The 22,345-nt window shown below is 60.9% G+C and carries 13 protein-coding genes, 1 pseudogene and 1 riboswitch; of the genes and pseudogenes, 5 read left to right on the top strand and 9 right to left on the bottom strand.

The window, feature by feature from the left end; all coding sequences use genetic code 11:
• Nucleotides 1–24: 24 nt before the first annotated feature.
• The 5 genes from Q1W70_RS24735 to Q1W70_RS24715 form a co-directional block, all read right to left on the bottom strand.
• The gene (locus Q1W70_RS24735; RefSeq protein ID WP_182344567.1) at nt 25–924 is read right to left on the bottom strand and encodes a bestrophin family protein; all 900 of its coding nucleotides are present in this window, start codon (nt 922–924) and stop codon (nt 25–27) included.
• A gap of 635 nt (nt 925–1,559) precedes the next feature.
• Nucleotides 1,560–2,981, bottom strand: a complete 1,422-nt coding sequence (locus Q1W70_RS24730; protein WP_185818042.1) for an efflux transporter outer membrane subunit — start codon at nt 2,979–2,981, stop codon at nt 1,560–1,562.
• A complete protein-coding gene (locus Q1W70_RS24725; protein ID WP_166591575.1) occupies nt 2,978–6,157 on the bottom strand; it encodes an efflux RND transporter permease subunit in 3,180 nt (1,059 codons plus the stop codon). The genes Q1W70_RS24730 and Q1W70_RS24725 overlap by 4 nt, the downstream gene beginning before the upstream one ends.
• 15 nt (nt 6,158–6,172) lie before the next feature.
• A complete protein-coding gene (mexE, locus tag Q1W70_RS24720) occupies nt 6,173–7,423 on the bottom strand; it encodes a multidrug efflux RND transporter periplasmic adaptor subunit MexE (protein ID WP_166591576.1) in 1,251 nt (416 codons plus the stop codon).
• 183 nt (nt 7,424–7,606) lie between these two features.
• A complete protein-coding gene (locus Q1W70_RS24715) occupies nt 7,607–9,226 on the bottom strand; it encodes a condensation domain-containing protein (RefSeq protein WP_166591577.1) in 1,620 nt (539 codons plus the stop codon).
• 496 nt (nt 9,227–9,722) lie between these two features.
• Between Q1W70_RS24715 and Q1W70_RS24710 the strand changes: the two genes are divergently transcribed.
• Nucleotides 9,723–10,979 carry an aromatic amino acid transport family protein gene (locus tag Q1W70_RS24710; RefSeq protein ID WP_302098235.1) on the top strand — a complete coding sequence of 419 codons (1,257 nt, stop codon included), beginning with the start codon at nt 9,723–9,725 and terminating at the stop codon, nt 10,977–10,979.
• Between the two features lie 97 nt (nt 10,980–11,076).
• Nucleotides 11,077–11,283, bottom strand: a riboswitch (cobalamin riboswitch).
• A 48-nt stretch (nt 11,284–11,331) separates the two neighbouring features.
• Here Q1W70_RS24710 and Q1W70_RS24705 read toward each other — a convergent pair.
• The 3 genes from Q1W70_RS24705 to Q1W70_RS24695 all read right to left on the bottom strand — a co-directional run bounded on the left by Q1W70_RS24705 (nt 11,332) and on the right by Q1W70_RS24695 (nt 15,069).
• A complete protein-coding gene (locus tag Q1W70_RS24705; RefSeq protein ID WP_166591579.1) occupies nt 11,332–13,488 on the bottom strand; it encodes a TonB-dependent receptor in 2,157 nt (718 codons plus the stop codon).
• Between the two features lie 72 nt (nt 13,489–13,560).
• Nucleotides 13,561–13,941 (bottom strand): DUF2946 family protein, encoded by a 381-nt coding sequence (locus tag Q1W70_RS24700; RefSeq protein WP_302098232.1) that lies wholly within the window; start codon nt 13,939–13,941, stop codon nt 13,561–13,563.
• A gap of 153 nt (nt 13,942–14,094) precedes the next feature.
• Nucleotides 14,095–15,069: a TerC family protein gene (locus tag Q1W70_RS24695; RefSeq protein WP_302098230.1), complete on the bottom strand. Its 975-nt coding sequence runs from the start codon at nt 15,067–15,069 to the stop codon at nt 14,095–14,097.
• Nucleotides 15,070–15,432: 363 nt separating this feature from the next.
• On the opposite strand from Q1W70_RS24695, the pseudogene Q1W70_RS24690 reads away from it, so the two are divergent.
• Nucleotides 15,433–16,335: pseudogene (locus tag Q1W70_RS24690) on the top strand (universal stress protein).
• A 150-nt stretch (nt 16,336–16,485) separates the two neighbouring features.
• Here the strand turns inward: Q1W70_RS24690 and Q1W70_RS24685 are convergent.
• The gene (locus Q1W70_RS24685; RefSeq protein ID WP_166591581.1) at nt 16,486–17,400 is read right to left on the bottom strand and encodes a LysR family transcriptional regulator; all 915 of its coding nucleotides are present in this window, start codon (nt 17,398–17,400) and stop codon (nt 16,486–16,488) included.
• Between the two features lie 268 nt (nt 17,401–17,668).
• Between Q1W70_RS24685 and Q1W70_RS24680 the strand changes: the two genes are divergently transcribed.
• From Q1W70_RS24680 to Q1W70_RS24670, 3 genes are all read left to right on the top strand, one after another.
• Nucleotides 17,669–18,691: a zinc-dependent alcohol dehydrogenase family protein gene (locus Q1W70_RS24680; RefSeq protein WP_166591582.1), complete on the top strand. Its 1,023-nt coding sequence runs from the start codon at nt 17,669–17,671 to the stop codon at nt 18,689–18,691.
• Nucleotides 18,692–19,291: 600 nt separating this feature from the next.
• Nucleotides 19,292–20,740, top strand: coding sequence for a hypothetical protein (locus tag Q1W70_RS24675; protein ID WP_302098229.1), 1,449 nt, complete (start codon nt 19,292–19,294; stop codon nt 20,738–20,740).
• A 106-nt stretch (nt 20,741–20,846) separates the two neighbouring features.
• Complete coding sequence (locus Q1W70_RS24670) at nt 20,847–22,247, top strand: aminotransferase-like domain-containing protein (RefSeq protein WP_185818046.1); 1,401 nt, start codon at nt 20,847–20,849, stop codon at nt 22,245–22,247.
• Nucleotides 22,248–22,345 lie beyond the last annotated feature (98 nt).

Genomic DNA, 22,345 nt, shown 5'->3' with positions numbered 1-22,345 from the left:
GCAGGCCCTGAGTCAAACCCGTGGCTAGTTTAAAACGTAGTCGACCGGCTCCAGGGCCGGGGGCAGTTCGTCGTGGCCCAGGGCGGCCAGGACTTCGCGTTCGATCAGGCGTAGCAGGGCATTGCACGGCAGGTCGTTCTCATCGAAGCCGAACGGGTCCTCCAGATCGTCGCCGATTTCGTCCAAGCCAAAAAAGGTATAGCTGACGATGGCCGTGAACACCGGCGTCAGCCAGCCCAGCGGTTCGGCCATGGCGAAGGGCAGCAGGATGCAGAACAGGTAGATGGTGCGATGCAGCAGCAGGGTATAGGGGAAGGGCAGGGGCGTGCTTTTGATCCGCTCGCAGGCGGCCTGCACCTGGCTCAGGCTGACCAGCCGGGTTTCCAGTTGGGTATAGCGCCATTCGTTGATCCGCCCCAGCTCGGCCAGGCGCGAGCAACGGGCGCCGACGTGTTGCAGCAGGCGATCACTGAGGTTCGGATGGTGCAGGTCAGCCTCGACATCGGCCCATGGCCTGATGGCCGCAGCCTCATCTTCGACCCGCAGCCGGGCGATCAGGCCATGGGCAAAGCCGCACAGCTCACGCAGCAGGGGTTCCCGTTCGCCCGGGTCCTTGAGCACTTGGGTTTCGCGGATCAGCGACCGCAACTCGATGATCAACTGGCCCAATTGCTTGCGGCCTTCCCACCACCGGTCATAACAGGCGTTGTTGCGAAAGCTCATGAAAATCGACAGTGACAGCCCCAGCAGGGTGAACGGTGTGGCATTGACCTTGGAGAAGTACGCTGGGTGCAAGGTTTCCACCAGCACAATGACCGATGCCAGCAACGTCACCAGCAGGCTGCGCAAGGCGATGCGCTTGGCAATCGAACCCTTGAGGGAGAACAGGATGCCGATCAGGTTGGGTTTGGGGCGGACAATCATCAGTGGGGTCTTCAGCCGTTTTGGTGCAGTGGCAGCGAGTAGAGGCTAGAGGCCCGCAGGCAGCCTGTCCAATTGCTCTGGCTGACGGGGTGATCGATGCTGTCTATGGCTTTGACTTGGCTGATCGATTTACGCCATGTGCCACGTTCAGACCCTTGTGGGAGCTGGCTTGCCAGCGATGGACGCCAACGATGACGCGAGGCTCCTGAATAAACGCGGCGCTCTCAGGTTTTTCGCGCGTAGGCTCGCTCCCACAGGACGGCGTTCGGCCTGTGGGAGCGGGCGCCCGCTTGCGGCTTGCCCGCGATGAGCATAGGTATCTACACAACTGTGGTGCGACGTTGCACCAGGGTTTTGGATTAGACCGAGTACATATCCAACACCCCAGAGGCCGCTACAAAGTTGTGTAGATACCTATGCCGCGATGAGGCCGACCCAGTCCCACAGGTTTGGTGGCCATACGCAAAATTTGCCGGCAGCCAGATTCACTGTGCGAGCCCACTCGCGAAAACGGCCTCAAGCCTTGCGCAGTGTTTGATTCAACCAATCCCCAGGCCAAAAAAAGCCCCGCGACCGAATGAGGCGCGGGGCTAAAAGTTGGTTGGTTGCGGCCAACCAAAGGAGCACGTTTAAGCTTAGTTGCTGGCGACGGTTTGTGGTTGCCAACCGCCACCCAGGGCTTTGTAAATGGCGACGATGCCACGGTACAGGTCGACTTCGGCCTGGGCCTGGGCATCTTCGGCTGCCAGGCGCTCGCGTTGGGCGTCCAGCAGCACCAGGAAGTCCACGGTGCCTTCGCGGTAGCGAATCTCTGCAAGGTCGGCGGCGGCCCGGCTCGATTCGCTCTGGCGAATCAGCGAAATCAGCCGCTGCTGGCGTTTGCCGTAGTCAGAGAAGGCGTTTTCCGATTCTTCCAGGGCCAGCAACACTTGCTGTTCGTAGCTGGCCAGGGCGCCGTCGGCGTTGGCATCGGCGGCCCGCAAACGCGCGCGCACGCTGCCCAGGTCAAAGGCCGCCCAGGTGATGCTGGGGCCCAGCGCCCAGGCATTGGCTGCCGATGAACCGATCTGCGAGCCGCGCCCGGCGGTAAAGCCGAGGAAGCCACTGAGACTGACCCGCGGGAACAGGTCGGCCTTGGCCACGCCGATGCGCGCGGTGGCGGCTGCCAGCTTGCGTTCGGCGCTCTGGATGTCCGGCCGGCGTTGCAACAGTTCCCCCGGGTCGCCAATCGGCAAGGCCTTGGCAATGGCCGGCAGGCTGGCTGGGCTGAGGTCGACGCTGAGCTTGTCCGGACGTTGACCGAGCAACGTCGCAATGCGGTTGCGCTGACGGATCTGCACTTCCTGCAATTGCGGCACGCTGGCTTCCACGGACGCGAGGCGGGCATCGGCGCGCACCACGTCCAGTTGATCGCCGACACCGGCATCACGCAGGGTCACGGTGATCTTGCTCGACTCCTGCTGGTTCGCCAGGTTGGCCAGGGCAATCTTCTCGCGCAATTGCGCACCGCGCAGTTGGCCGTAGGCGTCCACCAGTTCGGCAATCAGGGTGACTTGCAACTGGTACAGGTCCGCCGCGGCCACCTGGGTGTCGGCGTCGGCCGCTTCCAGGTTGCGCTGGATACGTCCGAACAGGTCCAGTTCCCAGGCCATGTCCAGGCCCAGGTCATAACGTTCGCTGCTGACCCGGTCGGTGGTCTGGCCGGGGATCTGCCCCTTGGCCAGGTCACTGCTGACGCGGCTGGTCACCACCGGCATGGCGTCGTTGCTGACGTCATCGCGAAACGCTCGGGCGGCCCGCAGGCGGTCAAATGCCACCCGCAGTTCCCGGTTGCCTTGCAGCGAGGTGTTGACCAGCTCGTTGAGGATCGGGTCCTCGAACTGCTGCCACCAGATCCCCTCGAAGCGGGCCCGGTCGAAGTTCTTCTGACCCTGGGCGCCATCGGTGGCGGCCGTGATGTGGGCCGCCTCCGTCGTTGGAGTCTGGTAGTCCGGGCCGACGGCGCAGGCACTCAGGGCCAGCACCAGCAAGCTCGGCAGGAAGACTTTCAGGCTCATGGTTGTGCCTCCAGTGGCAGGGCCTTGGCCGCTTTGCGCGCTTCACCGCGCTCGACATAGCGGCGAATCAATACGTAGAACACCGGCGTCAGCAACAGGCCGAAGAAGGTCACCCCCAGCATTCCGGAGAACACCGCCACACCCATGGCGTGACGCATTTCGGCACCGGCACCGCTGGAGAAGACCAGGGGCACCACGCCCATGATGAAGGCGAAGGAGGTCATCAGGATCGGCCGCAGACGCAGACGGCAGGCTTCCAGCACCGCGCTGAGGGCGTCCATGCCTTCCTCTTGCTTGTCCTTGGCGAACTCGACGATCAGGATCGCGTTCTTGCACGCCAGGCCCACCAGTACGATCAAGCCGATCTGGGTGAAGATGTTGTTGTCACCACCGGACAGGATCACCCCGGTAATGGCCGACAGCAGGGTCATCGGTACGATCAGGATCACCGCCAGGGGCAGGCTCCAGCTCTCGTATTGCGCCGCCAGCACCAGGAATGCCAGCAGCACACACAGTGGGAACACGAACAGCGCGGTGTTGCCCGAGAGAATCTGCTGGTAGGTCAGGTCGGTCCACTCGTAGGTCATGCCGTTGGGCAGTTCTTCCTTGAGCAGTTTTTCAATTGCCTGTTCGGCCTGGCCGGAGCTGTAGCCGGGAGCTGCGGCACCGTTGATTTCAGCGGTGATGAAGCCGTTGTAGTGCATCACACGGTCCGGCCCCGAGGTGTCGCTGACCTTGATGAAGGTCGCCAGCGGGATCATCTCGCCTTTGTTGTTGCGCACTTTCAGCTGGCCGATCTGGTCCGGTTCGAGGCGGAACTGCTGCTCGGCCTGGACGTTGACCTGATAGGTGCGGCCGAAGCGGTTGAAGTCGTTGGCATACAGCGAACCCAGGTAGATCTGCAGGGTGTCGAAGATGTCACTGACGGCCACGCCATGGGTCTTGGCTTTTTCCCGGTCGATGGCGGCATCGACCTGGGGCACGTTCACGGTGTAGCTGGTGAACAGGCCAGCCAGCTCCGGCACGTTGTGGCTCTTGTTGATGATGTTCATGGTTTCTTTGTACAGCTCGTCGTAACCCAGGTTGCCGCGGTCCTCGATCTGCAGGCGGAACCCGCCAATGGTGCCCAGGCCCTGTACCGGCGGCGGTGGGAAGATCGCCATGTAGGCTTCCTGGATGTCGGCGTACTGGCCGTTCAACGCCCCGGCAATCGCCCCGGCGGACTCGCTCGGGTCCTTGCGTTCATCGAAAGGCTTGAGGGTGACGAACACGATCCCGGCGTTGGGGCTGTTGGTGAAGCCGTTGATCGACAGGCCCGGGAAGGCCACCGCGCTTTCCACGCCCGGCTGCTTGAGCGCCATGTCGGACATGCGCTTGATCACTTCTTCGGTGCGGTCCAGGCTCGCCGCATCCGGCAACTGGGCGAAGGCCACCAGGTACTGCTTGTCCTGGGCCGGGACAAAGCCGGTCGGGGTGTTGGAGAAACCGAAGAAGGTCAGCACCATCAGCCCGGCGTACAGCAGCAGGGCAATCCCGCTGCTGCGGATGACCCGGGTCACGGTGCCGACATAACCATGGCTGGCGCGGTCGAAGAAGCGGTTGAACGGACGGAACAACCAGCCACCGAACAGCGAGTCCAGGACCCGCGAGAAGCGGTCCTTCGGCGCGTCATGACTCTTGAGCAGCACGGCGGCCAGGGCCGGCGACAGGGTCAGGGAGTTGAAGGCCGAGATCACGGTCGAGATGGCAATGGTCAGGGCGAACTGTTTGTAGAACTGCCCGGTCAAGCCGGAGATGAACGCGGCCGGGATAAACACCGCACACAGCACCAGTGCCGTGGCAATGATCGGGCCGGTCACTTCGCGCATGGCGCGCTTGGTGGCTTCCACCGGTGTCAGCCCCAGGCCGATGTTACGTTCGACGTTCTCCACCACCACGATGGCGTCGTCGACCACGATACCGATGGCCAGCACCAGGCCGAACAGCGACAGCGCGTTGAGGGAGAAGCCGAACAGGTGCATCACGGCGAACGTGCCAATCAGCGAGACCGGTACCGCCACCAGCGGAATGATCGAGGCGCGCCAGGTCTGCAGGAACAGGATAACCACCAGCACCACAAGGATCAGCGCTTCGAACAGGGTGTGCACCACCGCTTCGATGGAGCCACGGACGAAGATCGTCGGGTCATAGACGATGCTGAAGTCCATGCCTTCAGGGAAGTTTTTCTTCAGCTCCGCCATTTTCTCGCGAACCTGGTTGGAGATTTCGATGGCGTTGGAGCCCGGACGCTGGAAGATCGGGATCGCCACCGCCGGATCGTTGTTGAGCAGCGAGCGCAGGGCGTACTGGCTGGAGCCCAGCTCGACCCGGGCGATGTCCTTCAGACGGGTGATCTCACCGTCGTCGCCGGCGCGGATGATGATGTTCTCGAACTCTTCTTCAGAGACCAGGCGCCCCTGGGTGTTGACCGAGAGCTGGAATGCGGTGGCGTTCGGTGCGGGCGGCGCGCCCAGGGCACCGGCGGCGACCTGGCGGTTCTGTTCGCGAATCGCGGTGACCACGTCGGTAGCCGTCAGGTTGCGCGAAGCGGTCTTGTTCGGATCGAGCCAGACCCGCAGCGAGTAATCCCCCATGCCGAACAGCTGCACGTCACCGACACCGCCCAGGCGCGCCAGCTCATCCTTGATGTTGAGCAGGGCGTAGTTGGACAGGTAGAGCATGTCGTAGCGTTTGTCCGGGGAGGTCAAGTGCACGACCATGGTCAGGTCGGGCGAGGCCTTGTCCACCGTGATGCCGATCCGGGTCACTTCTTCCGGCAGCTTGGGCTCGGTACGGGTGACGCGGTTCTGCACCTGCACCTGGGCGTTATCCAGGTCGGTGCCCAGGGCAAAGGTGATGGTCAGGGTGATCTTGCCGTCGGCGGTGGACTGCGAGGACATGTACAGCATGTTCTCGACACCCGTGATGGCTTGCTCCAGGGGCGCTGCGACGGTTTCGCCGATGACCTTGGGGTTGGCGCCGGGGAAGTTGGCGCGCACCACCACGGTCGGCGGTACCACTTCCGGGTATTCGCTGATCGGCAACTGGAATAGCGAGATGCTGCCGGCGATCAGGATCAGCAGCGACAGCACGGCGGCAAAGATCGGCCGTGAAATGAAGAACTGGGAAAAATTCATTGGCGTGTGTATCCCTTAACCGCGTGGAGTCGCAGCGGCGAGCTTGACAGCCGTACCCGGCGCACCCTTGGCAGGTGCGACTTGGGGCAGGTTGCTGGCTTCAAGCGCCTGGCGTTGTTGGGCGAGGGCGGCAAGGGTTTCCTGGCTGGCCATCTGCACCACTTCAGGGGTGACCGGCGAGCCTGGGCGCACCCGTTGCAACCCCTTGACGATGATCGTGTCGTCCTTGTTCAGGCCACTGCGCACGATGCGCAAGCCTTCGATCTTCGGACCCAGCTCGACGGCGCGGTACACCGACTTGTCGCCATCCATGACCAGCACGAACTTCTTGCCCAGGTCGGTTCCCACCGCTTCGTCGGTGATCAGCACCGCCGAGTAGGTACCGCTGCCCACCAGCTTCAGGCGTGCGTAGAGGCCGGGGGTGTATTCGCCCTTGCTGTTGTCGAACACCGCACGACCGCGAATGGTGCCGGTCTTGGGGTTGACCTGGTTGTCCATGAAGTTCATCTGGCCCTGGTGCGGGTTACCGTCTTCGTTGGACAGGCCCAGGTACACCGGGGTGCTCTGGCCGCGCTGGCCTTGGCGAGCCAACTGGCTGTACTTGAGGAACACCCGCTCATCGGCGTCGAAGTAGGCGTAGACCTTGTCGGTGGAAACCACGCTGGTCAGTGGCGTGACATCGGCGGTCACCAGGTTGCCGGCGGTGATTTCGGCGCGGCTGACGCGGCCACTGATGGGGGCGGTGACGCGGGTGAAGCTCAGGTTCAGCCGGGCCAGGTCCAACTGCGCCTGGATCGCGCCCACGGCGGCCCGGGCTTCCTGGGCGGCGCTGGTGCGCGAGTCGGCGAGTTCCGCCGAGATCGCGTTGCTGGTGCGCAGGCGCTCGCCGCGTTGGGCTTCGTTTTCACTGCGGGTGGCATTGGCGCGGCCTTGGGCAACCAGGGCTTCGAGGCGGCGGACCTCAGCCTGGAACGGACGCGGATCAATCTGGAACAGCAGGTCGCCCTTTTTCACCAGGGCGCCTTCGGTGAACGCTACCTCATCGATCTGGCCGGACACCCTTGGGCGGATCTCCACGGTTTCCGGCGCTTCCAGGCGCCCGGTGAACTCGTCCCACTCGTTGACCGGTTGTTCCAGCACCTTGGCCACGCTGACCTTGGCGGCGGGCATGGCGGCGGCCGAGTCCGGGGTCTTGCCGCAGGCGCTCATCACCAGCACGGCCAGGGCGGCCAGAGGCAAGCGCAAATGTTTGAGAGACTGTTCCATGGATAGATCCGCCAATGTATTGAGATGGGCGGATGATGCTCGGCGAGTCTCTATCTCACGAATCGAATGAAGCAAAGGTAACTATCATTCGGAATGATATAAGCCTCGGGACAGCCCTCTAGCCTAAGGCTTTTGCGAACAAGTCTTCGAATGTGCTGAGTCGAGATGGATCGGGCCGTGTTGTCACTTGCCTATGGCAAGTAACTCATCCAATGCCTGCTTGAAGCTGACCAACAGCGCGTGCACGCAATCGTCAGGAATGGCGTCACGATAGTAGGAAAGACTACCGACCAATCCGCTTTCGGTACGTAGTGTGTTAAGCGAAACATCAGTCTTTATTCCGCTGGACGGAACCCCGATACCGTGGAGCTGTGACGTGCCTAATCGGCGCTGTCGTGAGGGATAGTTGTGGTGGTTGTACCAGTAAGGAAATCGGGAGCCGTAAGCGACAGAGTGGGGCGAGCAGTTGGCCTCAAAAATAGGTGGTGGCAGCATGGCATGGCGATAGGCATCCAACACACAACGATTGACCTGCGCGAGCAGCCGCTGAGAAGGTGACCATTCGCAAAGCCTTGGTCGAATCACCATGGGGTGAACAAAATACCCCACCACCGGTTCCAGGGCTGCGTCGGTCCGGTTGGCTACAGGAGAGCGTACATAGAGGTCGATCGTGCCTGTATTTCTGGCGAGAGAAACCAGGAACGCAGTGAGGATAACGGTATAAAGGCTGAAGCCTGTTCGGCTGCTCAATTGCGCGATTGCGGGGTATTGCGCATCCAGGTTGAGCGGTAGGACCGCACTGCGATAGGTAAATTGCTGAGGCCGCTCAATAGCGCCGCGCAACGCAAAGGGTTCAGGCAGTTGCTTCAGTGTCTCTTGCCAAAAAGCGCTATGTGTATCCAGCAGGTTTTCAGCCAAACGTTGCTGTTGGGCATCAGTAAATTCAGCGTATTGCATGCAATGTTTGGCTTCGTCAGGCACGCCGGTAGCGAGTAACGACTGATAGTGCGCGCAAAGCTGGTCCATCAGTACCGCACCTGACCAGCCATCGAATGCAATGTGATGGGCAGTGATGATCAGCACGTCATCTGTCCCTTGGCAATCAAGGTAGGTTGCCCGCATCAACGGTGGATGTCTCAGGTCAAAAGCGAGCAATGATTCTTCAACGATCAGATCGGCCACGGTTTGGCTGATGTCGCTTTGAAGCGCCAGTTTTATCGGGTGAAAAGGCAATGGGAACTCATCAAGGGCGTGTTGTGATCGACGCCACTGGCCGTGCGAGTTGAGTTCGAAACTGCAACGTAATGCCGGTTGCTGTTCAAGTACGGCGCCGAACGCTTCGCGCACCCTGGTGACTGAACACTCGCCTCGAATGTAAAACGCCATCACCACATTTTCCAGATAGCCTGGGGTTTCGGGGGGCTTTTCAAGGATCTCGCGTTGAGCCAGTCCGGGCGTATCTTCACCTTCGCGCATGCGCCAGGCATGGGCGTCCCGCATTAGGCTGTTTTCACCATCCTGGCGTGCGCTGCAGTTGAGCAACACCGCCTGCTGAGCCAGTATCGGATGGTCGAAAATATCGTTGGGGGTCAGGTCAACATTGAAGAGGTTGGAAATCCTGCCAAGCAGCATCATCACCGAAAGGGAAGTCGCGCCACATTCAAAAAAATGGCTGTCGGCCGAAATCGCCTGGTGGCTGAGGATTTCTTTCCAGATAGCTTGTAGTCGATCCAATGTTGACGCGTCGCCGGCGACTGCCGCGCGCAGATTGGTCTTTAGGGATAGTAAATCAGTGTGGTTCATGGTGGCCCCTTTGTAGATTAAGTTATCCATAAGGCAGGGGTTACTATTGGCGGTTGTAGAGGCCTTGTTAAGTCGGCCTTGTCCGATATCTCCGATCCGTTTTCCATTTGTCGAGAGAGAGGATTCCTACAAAGTGTTTGGTCGATTCAACTCTTTTGGCTAAAAAATTTAACTGTCCCCAAGTGCCTACATTCAAGGCTATCCGCTGACTTCTGACGCTGTGTTCCGGATCCTTATCTGGAGCTAAGGCTTTCGTTAGGCTGCTATCAATATCATTGATGGCGCCCGGACCCGCCAATCCCGCCCCTGTCCAGCCCCCTGAAAGCACAAACTGCTCTAATCCGGGCATCTTAGACCAATGAATAAGCGTTCATGAGTGTTATTCCGAACACCATGTGTGATATTTTGCGCGCCGTTCAAGGTTTTACTGCATGCAGTGCTTTGATGACGAACGCTGCGTGGATTCTGCAATAACTATAAATAGCGAGAATTGTTCATGAGCAAGACCCCTTACGCCGTGGCCGACGAGCCACACGAGGCGAGCCATGCCGAGTCTTCCGGGCTGGAAGTCAAACGCCTGACCTTCGTCGAGGCGGTGGCAATGATTGTCGGCACCAACATTGGTGCTGGCGTGCTGTCGATGGCCTACGCCAGCCGCAAGGCCGGCTACATGCCGCTGCTGTTCTGGCTGGCGGTCGCCGGCATCTTCACCACCATCTCCATGCTGTATGTCTCGGAAACCGCCTTGCGCACCCGCCGTCACCACCAATTGAGTGGCCTGGCCCAGCGCTATGTCGGCTCTTTCGGGGCCTGGGCGATCTTCCTCTCGGTGGCGGTCAACAGCATCGGCGCGCTCGTGGCCTACATGAGCGGCAGCGGCAAGGTGCTCAGCGAATTTTTCGGCATCAGCCCGGCACTCGGCAGCTTGCTGTTCTTCCTGCCTGCGGCGTTGGTGCTGTTCCTGGGCCTGAAGGCCATCGGCAAGGGTGAGAAGTTCATCAGCATCGGCATGCTCAGCATGACCCTGGTGCTGGTCATTGCCACGCTGGTCAATGAAAACACCCAGTTTGCCAACCTGCTGGAAGGCGATTGGATCTACATGATCCCGGTGTTCAACATCGCCGTGTTCTGTTTCTCGGCCCAGTACGTGGTTCCGGAAATGGCTCGCGGCTTCAGCCACGCGCCCAAGCGCCTGCCGCTGGCGGTGATCACCGGGATGCTGATTACCTTTATTTTGCTGGCGATGGTGCCGATGTCGGTGATCGCCCTGACCGGTCTGGAAAACCAGAGTGAAGTGGCGACCCTGGCCTGGGGCCAGGCATTGGGGCAGTGGGCGTTCTACACCGCCAACACCTTTGCCCTGTGCGCGATGATGACGTCCTACTGGGGTCTGGGTGGCAGCTTCCTGACCAACATCTTTGACAAGTTCCAGAGCCTGGGCTCGGAGAGCAACCCCAAGACCCGCCTGATGGTCCTGGCCATTGTCTGTGTGCCGCCGTTTATCCTGGCCTACAGCGGCATGGTCGGCTTCGTCAGCGCCTTGTACTTCGCCGGGGTTTTCAGCGGGGTGATCCTGTCGATCATGCCGATCCTGATGCTGCGCTCGGCGCGCAAGAACGGCGACATCGTCCCGGCCTGGCAATGCGGCTGGATTGCCCATCCGCTGATCCAGGTCACGGTGGTGGTGCTGTACCTGATGAGCATGGCCTATGCCATCTGCGGGGCACTGGGTTGGTTGCCTGCCAGTTGGTAGGGTTTTTCGGCTACGCCAGTTGAGATAAAAAACGCCCCGACTTGTCGGGGCGTTTTTGTGTTTGCGGGAGACAAACCTTTAGCAGCTGCCGAGCCAAGGCAATACACCGTTCCGGGTATGCATCGTTACTCCCTCCCAGAGATGCGTTTGCTTAAGGCCTTCCAGATCCGTCGGGCCCCGTGGCATTTCGCGCCCGTACTCGCCGCTCACAGTTGCGGGGGCAGCGCGGGAATCGCCCTTGTGGGGCTTACCCGCTTCCCTGTTGCCTGTGTCTTTCGACACAACCGGCAGGCGTTGCAAGGGTGGTGCTCGTGGCCAGCCGATGCCAGCCGTTGGAACGGGGTGAAAAGGCTCAGAAGTAGCGCCACTGCACGGCGAATTCCAGGCTGCGCGGCTCACCCAGGTAGTACTGGGTGTTGGTCTGGTGGACGAACCGGGCATAAACCTCATCGGTCAGGTTGCGCAGGCGTGCGCTGAGCTGCACCTGTTTGTCCAGGTCGTGGGTCATCGACAGCCCATAGACGGTGTAGGAAGGCACCCACGAGGTGTTGGCTGTGTTGGCGTAGACCGAGGCGACGTAGCGGGCGTCGGCACCGATCTGCCAGCCTGGGGTCAGGTCGTAGGTCAGCCAGAGGTTGGCCACGCGGTCGGGGATGTTCACCGGGGTCTTGCCTTTGCGTGAGTACACCACGCCACCGATGGTTTCGTTGAACTCATCGTATTCGGCATTCACCCAACTGAAATTACCCGCTGCCAGCAGCGTGGGCGTGACCTTGAACGAGGTCGCCAGTTCGATCCCGGTGGACGTCTGCTGACCCGCCTGTTCGGTGGTGTTGGGCACAGTCGAGGAGGGCACCGAGATGTCCTTGCGTACAATGCGATAGGCCGCGGCGGTCGCCGAGCCTCGGCCATCGAGGAAGTCGAGCTTGCTGCCCACTTCGATCTGCCGGCCGGTGCTCAGGTCAAAGTCGCCGACCTGGCTGATCGAGGCACTGGTGAGGGTGCCTCCGGGCGGTTCGGCCGAGGTGCTGTATTGGGTGTAGAGGCTGATGTCGGACGTCAGGTCGTATACCAGGCCCAAGCGACCGGTGAACGCATCCCAGCGGCGGTCAAACCGGGTCCGAGCAACATGGTCGACGACGTCGAAGTCGATGTGGTCGTAGCGCAAGGCGGAGACCAGCGACAGTTGGTCGGTCAGTCGAGTGCGGTTTTCGACGAAGGCCGATGAAGTATCGGTCGTAGTGCTGCGACCTTTACTGCGCGGTGCGTCCATTCCCGGAATATCGAGGAAGTGATCGGGCTCGAAGCCATTCGGATCGACGGTGTCAAAGGCACCCTTGGACAGTGGGTAGTTGGTTTGCTGGTTACTGTTGTAATCAAGCCCGAACGCCCAGTCGCTGGCCAGGCCAAACAGTTGGTTCTGGTGGGTCAGCTCTATGCGATCGCCGTTGACGTGCTGGTCGTGGCGCTGGCGATAGCCGCCGGAGCGGGCGATGGCGCTGTTGTCGGCGTTGTAGCGGTACACCTCCAGATTGCGGTAATCGCGCTGGCCGTTGTAGTGGTAGAAGGTGTTGCGCAGTTGGGTGTTGTCATCGAAGCGATAGTCGGTGATCGAGCGCAGCCAGCGGGTGCGCTGCTCGTAGCGGCCGTCTTCGACGTTGTAGTTGTTGAAGCGGTTGTGCTTGTCGATATGCAGGGTGCCCACCAGCGGCTGTAGCACAGGCGTCCCCCAGTACGGACTGTCTTCCTGCTCTTGCAGGTATTCGATGGCCAGGGTGTGGGACAGCTGATCATTGATGTCGCTGAGCAGGGAGAAGGCCAGGTTGCCGGCGCCGTTCTCCTGGCGATCGATGTAGCCGTTGGTGTTAGTTCGGCTGTAGTCCAGCCGTGCATAGTGGCGTGGGCCATCGCCGCTGTTGAGCGCCTTGTTGAAACCGACGGCCGTTTCCCAGGTGTCGTAGCGTCCGTAGCTGACCCGCCCCTCGGATGTATCCCCATCGCGGTTGGCCAGTTTGGTGATGACATTGAGGCTGCCGCCGACAGCGCCGCTACCGTTGAGAAACGAAGAAGGGCCACCGAGCAGCTCGACACGGTCATAGATCCATGCGCCGACCGGGCGTGCCGCACCGCCATATTGCAGGTTGATACCGTTGAACAACTGACTGATCTGCGCGCCGTTGAAGCCCCGGTACGCTACGTAGCCACCCCAGCCTGGTGGTGCGGAGGCATTTACGCCGGGCAAGGCATTGGCGACGTCCTGAAAGTTTCGCGCGCCTATACGCTCCATGGTCTTGCGATCGGCCACGCTAACGGAGGCGGGGTTTTCCCGAGCGCTGAGGTTCAGGCGTGAGCCGCTTTCGATGGCCTGGTCGAGGTCCAGGGCGGTGGCCTGCTTGGGGTTGTCGGCTGTGGCATTCACAGTGCTGGTGGGCAGGGTCAGGGTGCCGTCCTGCGCCCACGCGCAGGTTGCGCTGCTGACAAGCAGCGCCAAAGTGGTAGAGCGAAACATGCAAGGCTTCCTAGCTAGAAGTCGATGAGCCCGTGAAGACCGCCATTAACGTGGCAATCAACCGGAGCGTTCTCAGTGCACTTGCATCGAATCGGGGGAGGCGCGGGGGTTTATCAGCGGCCAGCGATGGCGCGGTGAGCGGGACAGTATCTGTTTGCTCGGGTGCTTTTGTGCGGCGCATGGCAGGCGCCCGAACATGCTGAAAAATGCGGCGAGCAATATCGCGCTGAACAGGCTGGCAATGGCGCAGTCAGCTCCCGGCAGCAATATAGGTTCCGATAGATCGGTACTCATCTTCGCTGCGCCGTTGCTGTCCATCGAGCAGAACTGGGCATCCAAACCACTCAGACGCAAGCCTGCCATCTGGCCATGGCCCATCGCACACATCAGCGAACCGAGCAGGACACTGAAATACAGTACCCAGGCGATCAGAGATTTTTCGTGGCCGGCCATTTTCATGGGCGATGCTCGTAGGGCAGGGGTGGGCGAGAGGGGCGGTGGGATTCTACAGGTTCTGATGCCGCTGAACAGCAGCACTGACCAGGTAGCGTCCGGGGAACATACCTGGCGTCGGTACCGGCATCGCCCGTGCTTGTCGCCAACCCATCATTGCTCTCCCGCAACCCGCGTTTTGCCCTTGGTCAACGCCAGGCTCAACACCACCGAACTCAATATGAGGCCGCCGACGGTGGCCAGCGACCACTGGACCGGTACGTGCCACCACGGCGCGATCAGCATCTTGGTGCCGATGAACACCAGGACGATGGCCAGGCCGTATTTGAGCAAGTGGAAGCGGTAGGCCATGTCGGCAAGCAGGAAATACAGTGCGCGCAGGCCCATGATGGCGAAGATGTTGGAGGTGAACACGATGAAGGGGTCGGTGGTGACGGCGAAGATCGCCGGGATGCTGTCGACCGCGAACACCAGGTCGCTGGCCTCGATCAGCACCAGCACCAGGAACATCGGGGTCGCCCAGCGCAGGCCGTTCTCGCGCACGAAGAAGCGCTCGCCGTGAAAGGTGTCGGTGATGCGCAGATGGCGACGCAGCCAGCGCAGCAACGGGTTCTTTTCGAGGTCTGGTTGCTGGTTGGCGAAGATCAGCATCTTGATGCCGGTGATGGCGAGGAAAGCGCCAAACACATACAGCAGCCAGGCAAACTCCTGCACCAGCCAGACACCGGCGAAAATCATGCCGGCGCGCATGACGATGGCGCCGAGCACGCCATAAAGCAGGACGCGGCGCTGCAACTCCGGCGGCACGGCGAAGTAGCCGAAGATCATCACGAACACGAACATGTTGTCGATCGACAGCGACTGCTCGATCAGGTAGCCCGTCAGGAATTCGAGCGTTGTACGCTGGGCCACTTCGACGCCGAACATGCTGCGCAGATACCACCAGAGCAGGGCGGCGAAGAGCAGCGCCAGGCTGGCCCAGGCGATGACCCAGGCCAGCGCTTCGCGCACCGAAACACGATGGGCCTTGCGCCCGCCGAAGACGAAAAGATCCAGCGCCAGCATGGCGAGAACGAATCCGATGAAGGCGGCCCACATCCAGGACTGGCCGACGCTGATGGCAGTCATTTAACCACCCACGGGCGCCATGACTCAGGCTGTGAGCCAGGCGCTTGCAGAGGCAATTGTGCAAACCCTCGATCAGCTCGAAACCGTGGCATTGGATGACCCTCTGCATGGCTGTCTGCGCATCAAACAGCGATGGGCTGGATGGGGTCATGCTAAAGGGCATGTTGCATCAGTAAAATTCGGTTATTCGGGGCCAGTTGTTCGTTTTTTCCGAAGTATGGGGTCAACGGCTCAAAAGCGGTGAGGCTGGCCTATATTGATAGTGTCGATCCTGATAGTTGAGGCGATAAGAGATCGCCAAGGGTGGGACAAGAAAGTGCTGGGGGGCGCTAGCGGTTAACCCAGAACGTTTTGAGGTGCCACATGAGGCAGTATCAACGACTCTTTCTGATCGCAGGCCCCACCATGCGTCACTCGCCAGCGATGGAGCGGGCAATCGCGCTGGCCGAAGCCACTGGCGCGGCGCTGCATATCGCGGTGTTCATCGAAGACTTCGACCTGATGCGGTTAATGAGCAACAGTGAACAACTTCGCGAACGTTGCCGGCAGGAGAACCAGCAGTGGTTGACGGATGAGGCCGAACTCATGCGCAGCAAGGGCATCAATGTGACCACCGAGGTTGCGTTGACCCGTGACCCACTGCAAGAGATCCTCGAGCATGTGGCTCAAATGCAGCCGGACCTGCTGATCAAGGACGTACATCATGAGTCCGCGCTCAAACGCGTATTCGTCACGCCTTTGGATTGGCAGTTGTTGCGCGAATGCCCGACTCCGGTGCATCTGGTCAGCGAAGTCAGGTGCCCGCTTCCTCGGGTGATAGTGGCGGCGGTTGATCCCTCGCATCCAGAGGGGCAGGTCAGCGCAATCAACGACAGCATCATTCAGGCGGCAAACGAATTGGCGACGCAATGTGCGGCTGAGTTGCACATGCTGCACGCCTATGAACTGACCCACACGCATTTCTCTGATGCAGGGGCTGGCGCCGTGACGATGCCCGGCTTTAGCAACGACGTGCGCCGCTCCCTTGAAAAGTGCTTCGTTGCCTTGGCTTAGCGCTACGGCGTACCCCCTGAGCGGCAACACTTCATTGCAGGGCCACCCACCAAAGCGATGGTCGACTTTGCGACTCATACCCGAACGGATGTCTTCGTCATGGGAAATACCCATCACCAAGGGGTAGGCAAGCTGCTTGGCAGTACCACGGAGCATGTTCTGTATCAGGTGCCCTGCAGCGTTTTGGCCATCAAGGTCGAAGCGCAGCAATGAAAAAAACTGCCGCGATCACCGCCGGTTGTTGGTGCTGGACCCTCTCGGGTCAAGGGGCGCAGGGCGGGTTCAGTTCGACCGCAGCCCCTGCGCGATGGGCTGGTGCCCGCCCGGGCTGAAGAACAACTGAACGTCGTGTGGGGCGTTTTGCTACAGGCTATCCGGGTCCCCAAAAAACATCTGAATCCGCGACCGCAACCAACGCTCCCCCGGATCATTGTCCTGGGACCCGCGCCAGGCCATGTGCAGTTCGAAGGTGCGGGTTGGCAGGGGTGGGTTTTCGGCGCGCAGGCCGCCGGCGGCGGTCAGGGCTTCGGCGGTGTAGTCCGGAACGGTGGCGAGGATGTCGGTGCCGGCAAGCAGCGTGCCGAGGCCGTTGAACTGTGGCACGGCGAGTACCACGTGGCGTTTGCGACCTTGCTTTTCCAGCTCTTCATCGACGAAGCCGCTCAGGTCGCCGGCAAAGGACACCAGTGCATGGGGGCGGGCGCAGAAGTCGTCCAGGCTCAGCGCCCCGGGGACGGTGTCGGCGCGCAGCAGTTTGGGCTGGCTGCGGCGCAGTACTTTGCGCTTGGCATTGGCCGGCAGGTCGGTGGTGTAGCTGACGCCAATGGAGATTTCCCCCGAGGCCAGCAGGTTTGGCATCAGCAGGTAATTGACCCGGCGTACCACCAGGACAATCCCCGGGGCCTCGGCGCGCAGGCGCTTGAGCAGCATGGGTAACAGGGCAAATTCGACGTCATCCGACAGGCCGATGCGAAATACTGTGGTGCTGGTGGCGGGGTCGAACTCGGCTGCGCGGCTGACGGCCGTCGAGATCGAGTCCAGGGCCGGGGAGAGCAGGGCGAAGATTTCCACCGCGCGGGCGGTCGGTTCCATGCTGCGTCCGGTGCGCACGAACAGGGGGTCGTCGAACAGCCCCCGCAGGCGTGAGAGGGCCGCGCTGATGGCCGGCTGGCCGAGGAACAGCTTCTCGGCGGCACGGGTCACGCTGCGTTCGTGCATCAGGGTTTCAAACACGATCAACAGGTTCAGGTCGACACGACGCAGGTCATTACGATTCATCTGGAGTCCTGGCAGAGTCAGCAAACTTGACGAGAGCGGCCATTTGAGAACAATGACCGGCATGAATCTTACGGGGAAAGGCTGTTACTCTGCACCGAGTAATTCATTTTTCCCACAATGCTGGTTCGGTTTTCTAGATTGGATTGACGGATTGCCGGAGCTGCGGAATCAATGACAGGCATGTCGACTATTAATAGCCACTGATGGTCTTGGCCAGAAAGCCCGGATAAAGTTCATGGCATTAGAGGTTTCTTTGACGAGGTTTGCGATGTCCCGCACGATCCGTTTTCACAAGTTTGGTCCAGCCGAGGTGCTCAAATGCGAAGAGCATGCGGCTGCTCTGCCTGCACCCGGTGAAGTACAGGTGCGTGTCGAGGCGATAGGCGTCAGTTGGTATGACATCCTCTGGCGGCAGAACCTGGCGTCCTCCCATGCACGACTGCCCTCCGGGCTGGGGCATGAGATGGCGGGCGTGGTCACGGCCCTGGGTGAAGGCGTGGACGACCTGGCGATTGGCGACAAGGTCGCCAGCTTCCCGGCTGAAAGCCCCAATGACTACCCGGTGTACGGCGAGCAGATTGTGCTGCCGCGTTCGGCGCTGACCCGTTATCCCGATGTCCTGAGCCCGATCGAGGCTTCGGTGCATTACACGCCCCTGCTGATCGCCTATTTTGCCTACGCCGATCTGGCGCGGGTCAAACCCGGGCAGTTTGCCCTGGTGACTGACGCCAGCCACTGCGCCGGCCCGTCCTTTGTGCAATTGGGCAAGGCCCTGGGTGTGCGGGTGATTGCCGCGACCAAGACCGCCGAGGAACGTGAGTACCTGCTGTCGCTGGGTGCCGAGAAGGTGATTGTCACCGAAGAGCAGGACCTGCTCATGCAGATCAACAAGCTCACCGACAATCGAGGCGTGGACGTGGTGTTCGACGGCCTGGGTGGCCCACAGATGTCGCTGCTGGGCGACGTGCTGGCGCCACGGGGCAGTCTGGTGCTGTATGGCCTGCAAGGCGGCAACCAGACGCCATTCCCGGCCTGCGCGGCGTTCCAGAAGAACATTCAGTTTTTCGTGCACTGCATCGGTAACTTCACCGGCAAGCCGGAACTGGGGATTGTCCAGGACCAGGCTGCGCTGCAACGGGCCCTGCGCGAGATCAATCAATTGACCGCCGACCGTGTGTTGCTGCCGCTCAAGACCCGGGTCTTCCCGTTTGCCGAGTTCGTCGAGGCGCACCGTTACATGGACGAGTGTCCGTGTCGCGAGCGGGTGGCGCTTCTGGTCGAGCCCGCCTGAGGCCAGCACTAAAAACAGCCCGCGAAAGCGGGCTGTTGCGTTATGGAACCTGATAAACCCCGCAAACGTTGCCCTGATAAACAACCCGTTCAGCAACTGAACTGGTTTTTGTCTGTGATCTGTATCTTCTAATCAATATCCAAGCCCTGATAATTGAAAGATCACTTTCATCTCAAGGAATGAGTCATGGCTGAGCCTTTTATTTTAATCAGCGCTATTAACGGTGGCGGGGGGCGGGCACAGTGCTCGTCCATACCCGGTGTTGGTATTTGGCAAGTAACGCAGTCAACTACAAGTTGCCGATTTTTTGCTGGGTTATGGCTTCTTGATTTTGCGTACTCATTGGCTGTGGGAAGTTGTCGGAATTGTCCTAGGCCCTGCCGTATGAGGCTGGGAGCCCTTGGTTCAGGCGTGTCAGGGCGAACTTTCCGGCGTGTCAACTCGGCTTGGGCAATAGTGTCAAATGGTTGCTGGAATCAAAATGCTAGCATCTGAGCACCGATAATTACGCCACGCATTAATCAACCGACAATGATCACCGCCAGTGCGGTTGAGCCATGTTCTTTTGATACCGACTTATTGAATATCAGGTAAATAACGATGAGCGCCATGCATGATTCAGCGATGAACAATGTCTATCACCAAGTATTGACTCGTCTGCTGAGTTACTTCTCCCGGGCAGAGCGCACTGCACTGCAACTTTTAATCCAGCGTTTACTCGTGGCGGCTGGCGGCCCAGAAAGAATGGAGCATTTCAAGGTGCTGTTGGCCCACACCGGCACTCAGGACAGCTGTTATTCGCTGGCGCTGCTGCGTGCCGCGCAGTTGAGCATCGCTACCCGGTCGCCAGCGACCTTCCACCTGCGGGTAGCAACCCTGCGCATGGGCACCACGACACCGGCGATCATGGACAGCATTCACCGCAGCTATGGGGCGCTGTTTGTCTACGATGACCCGCGGGTCGAAGTGCTGATGGTCGACAACCGTGAGGTGTTGCCCTTCAGCCATTTGCCAGCGCTGTCCGACGCCGGCCGGGAGTGGAATCGCTACAGTCTGTTGTTGCTTGGCCATTTGCGAGAGACGGGGAGTCCCTATGAAGCCTGCGATGACGGCTACCTGGCCACCGGCGAATTCTATGGGCAGATGAGCCGCTGGCAGGGGGGCGTGGATGCGCTGGTGGGCGGAGCAACGGCGCGCCAGCAGCGACAGTTCCTGGCCGGATTGGCGCGAGCGGCGCAACGCGCCAACTTGCCGACGCTGGCGGAACCGGCACTGAGCATGGATGGGCTACTGAACAGCCTCGAACTACTGGACAACGACTGCTACCACGCGCTGTATGCCGAGCAAAAAACCGTGGCCTGGCGGCCCCAGGCGGATTTTGACGCACGGCGCGGGACCACCTTTATCGATATCCAGGACCTGGTCACGGGCAACGCGCAGGAGCGCTGGCCGCTGCTCAACGAATTTTTCGGTCTGCAGGCGGAGGACGCGGGGCTTGCCCTGCGGGAAAACGACTACGCCAGCGCGCTGCTATCGGCCCATTGCCGTGGTTTACAGGCCAGCTACCTGGAGGGCCAGCCGTATGAGCGCGGATTTGCCCACTACGTGCAGCGTGGGTTGTTGCTGATGCGCAAAAGAGGCGTACCGGAACCCATTTGCCAGCAGGCCTCGGCGCCCTATGACAATCCCCTGGCATTGGCCGAGCGGCGCATCGAGGCCAACGCCGAACTACAGCAGTCCCTGGGCCTGAGTGAAACGCAACTGGTGTGCCTGTTGTTTTCGCCCTTTGTCGGCCAGGGCGCAGGGCTGGAGAAATTTCTGCGGCGCTGCCATCCCGGCATGCTGGTGGCCATGGGCGAGCTGCACAAGGCGTTGCAGGGCGAGGCCGCGCCGGAGCAGGTCATGCACTGGATGGTGGATGTCAGTGGTTTGCCGATCAACCTGATGCGAGTGTTGTATCGCCGCCGTCCCGTGCTGGAGGCTGGTGTTCCGGTCTCCAGTGGCGGGGACGTGGTGCAGTCGCTCAATGCTCTGTCAGCGCGACCTTGAAGGAGCCTGGTTTGATTGATCTGAACCACATGGGCCGGGGCAATGGCGGCCAGGCGTGTTTGCCGTGGGCGCGGTCCCTGACCCTTGCCGCGATTGGCTTGCGTCCATGAAAGAGCACAGAGAGAACGACTTCGCCTACCAGGCGGTGTACCGCTACCTGACCTGCCTGATCAATGAAATGGAGGCCGAGACGCCGATCAAACTGCCGTCCCTGCGGCAACTGGCCGAGCGCCTGAGTGTGTCGATTTCGACCATCCAGTACGCCTACTCGTTGCTGGAGAAGGAAGGGCGGGTGTACTCGGTGGCCAAGTCCGGTTATTACGCGTTGCCGGTGTCGCTGAACGCGGCGTTCTGCGGCGGCAATGACCTGCTGGAAACCCTTTACGTGAGTGCCAGGCGTCCAGGCGTGCTGGTCATGAGCACCGACGAGCCGGCCCTGTTGCAATCGCTGGACAGTCCGTTGCTGCTGCTGGAGCGCGAACTGGTGCGCCAATACCCGCGCCAGCAGCAACCGCACTCCCAACCCTGTGGCGAGCTGGAACTGCGTACCGCGCTGGCGGCGCGCTATACCACATCGCCCACTCGATGCTGGCACGCCGATGATGTCTACATAGGTGCCGATTTACGTGGCGTGCTGGAGATCCTGATCGCGGTGCTGGCGCTCAAGGGCGCCACCGTGCTGGTGGAGTCGCCCTGCGACTGGGTGATTTTGCGCCTGTTGCAGGCGGCCGGGGTCCGGGTGATCGAACTGCCGCTTGGCGACGATGGCTCGCTCGACCCGCAATGGCTGGCGCACCTGCTGGCGACCGAGCCAGTGCGCTTGGTGCTGCTGTCCTCAGGCGTGAGCATGCCCAGGGGCAGCCTGATGCCGGCCGCCAACCGCCAGGACATCGCCCACCTGTTGCAGGCGCACGGCTGCTGGGTGCTGGAGAATGATGTCTACGGCGAACTGGGGCACGGGCCGAACGAGCTGCGCTTTCGCGACCTGCTCGACCCTGAGCGCTTGATTGTGTTTTCGACCTTCGAAAAACTCATGGGGCCCGAGGCGCCATACGGCTACGTGCTCTCGCGCCCGCTCAGCGCTGAGTTGCAGCGCACCTTTCTGCTGCGCTCCTTCCGCTTGTCGCCGATCCGCCAGAAAGCCATTGCCCGGCTGTACAGCAGTGGGCGCATCGACCAGCACCTGCCGGTATTGCGCCGCCTGCTCACGGAGCGCAAGAGCCGCATGGTGCACCTGCTGCAGGAGCGCCTGGCCGATGCCCTGGACTTTGTCGAGCCGGCGGGTGGCGCGACCCTCTGGGCCCGCTCGCTGCGCCCGGTGGATATGCGTCGGGTGTTCCAGCGCATGCTCAAGCAGAGCGTGGTGATTGCCCCGGGAGAGCTGTTCAGCCTGCACGGCCTGCATTCACAGCACCTGCGCCTCAGCCATGCGTTCAATGGCCATCACGATCTGGACGCGACCATGGCGATGCTCGGCGATGCCCTGAGGCTGGAGCTGATGGAGTGATCGAGGGGTAAATAATCCTGGCCGGACGCGGATAGATATCGTCGCTCTATAGTCAAACTGCCAGTAAACTGCGTCCCTATTCCTGAACCACTCTTTTT

Source organism: Pseudomonas kielensis (genome assembly GCF_030505375.1).
Lineage (GTDB): Bacteria > Pseudomonadota > Gammaproteobacteria > Pseudomonadales > Pseudomonadaceae > Aquipseudomonas > Aquipseudomonas kielensis.
This window is presented reverse-complemented; position numbering and strand designations above follow the sequence as displayed.

Coding starts and splice junctions, on each gene's coding strand:
- Q1W70_RS24670 (WP_185818046.1), top strand. CDS start 20,847: ATGAAAGAGCACAGAGAGAACGACTTCGCCTACCAGGCGGTGTACCGC.
- Q1W70_RS24695 (WP_302098230.1), bottom strand. CDS start 15,069: ATGACTGCCATCAGCGTCGGCCAGTCCTGGATGTGGGCCGCCTTCATC.
- Q1W70_RS24685 (WP_166591581.1), bottom strand. CDS start 17,400: ATGAATCGTAATGACCTGCGTCGTGTCGACCTGAACCTGTTGATCGTG.
- Q1W70_RS24680 (WP_166591582.1), top strand. CDS start 17,669: ATGTCCCGCACGATCCGTTTTCACAAGTTTGGTCCAGCCGAGGTGCTC.
- Q1W70_RS24730 (WP_185818042.1), bottom strand. CDS start 2,981: ATGAGCCTGAAAGTCTTCCTGCCGAGCTTGCTGGTGCTGGCCCTGAGT.
- Q1W70_RS24710 (WP_302098235.1), top strand. CDS start 9,723: ATGAGCAAGACCCCTTACGCCGTGGCCGACGAGCCACACGAGGCGAGC.
- Q1W70_RS24715 (WP_166591577.1), bottom strand. CDS start 9,226: ATGAACCACACTGATTTACTATCCCTAAAGACCAATCTGCGCGCGGCA.
- mexE (WP_166591576.1), bottom strand. CDS start 7,423: ATGGAACAGTCTCTCAAACATTTGCGCTTGCCTCTGGCCGCCCTGGCC.
- Q1W70_RS24700 (WP_302098232.1), bottom strand. CDS start 13,941: ATGGCCGGCCACGAAAAATCTCTGATCGCCTGGGTACTGTATTTCAGT.
- Q1W70_RS24675 (WP_302098229.1), top strand. CDS start 19,292: ATGAGCGCCATGCATGATTCAGCGATGAACAATGTCTATCACCAAGTA.
- Q1W70_RS24735 (WP_182344567.1), bottom strand. CDS start 924: ATGATTGTCCGCCCCAAACCCAACCTGATCGGCATCCTGTTCTCCCTC.
- Q1W70_RS24725 (WP_166591575.1), bottom strand. CDS start 6,157: ATGAATTTTTCCCAGTTCTTCATTTCACGGCCGATCTTTGCCGCCGTG.
- Q1W70_RS24705 (WP_166591579.1), bottom strand. CDS start 13,488: ATGTTTCGCTCTACCACTTTGGCGCTGCTTGTCAGCAGCGCAACCTGC.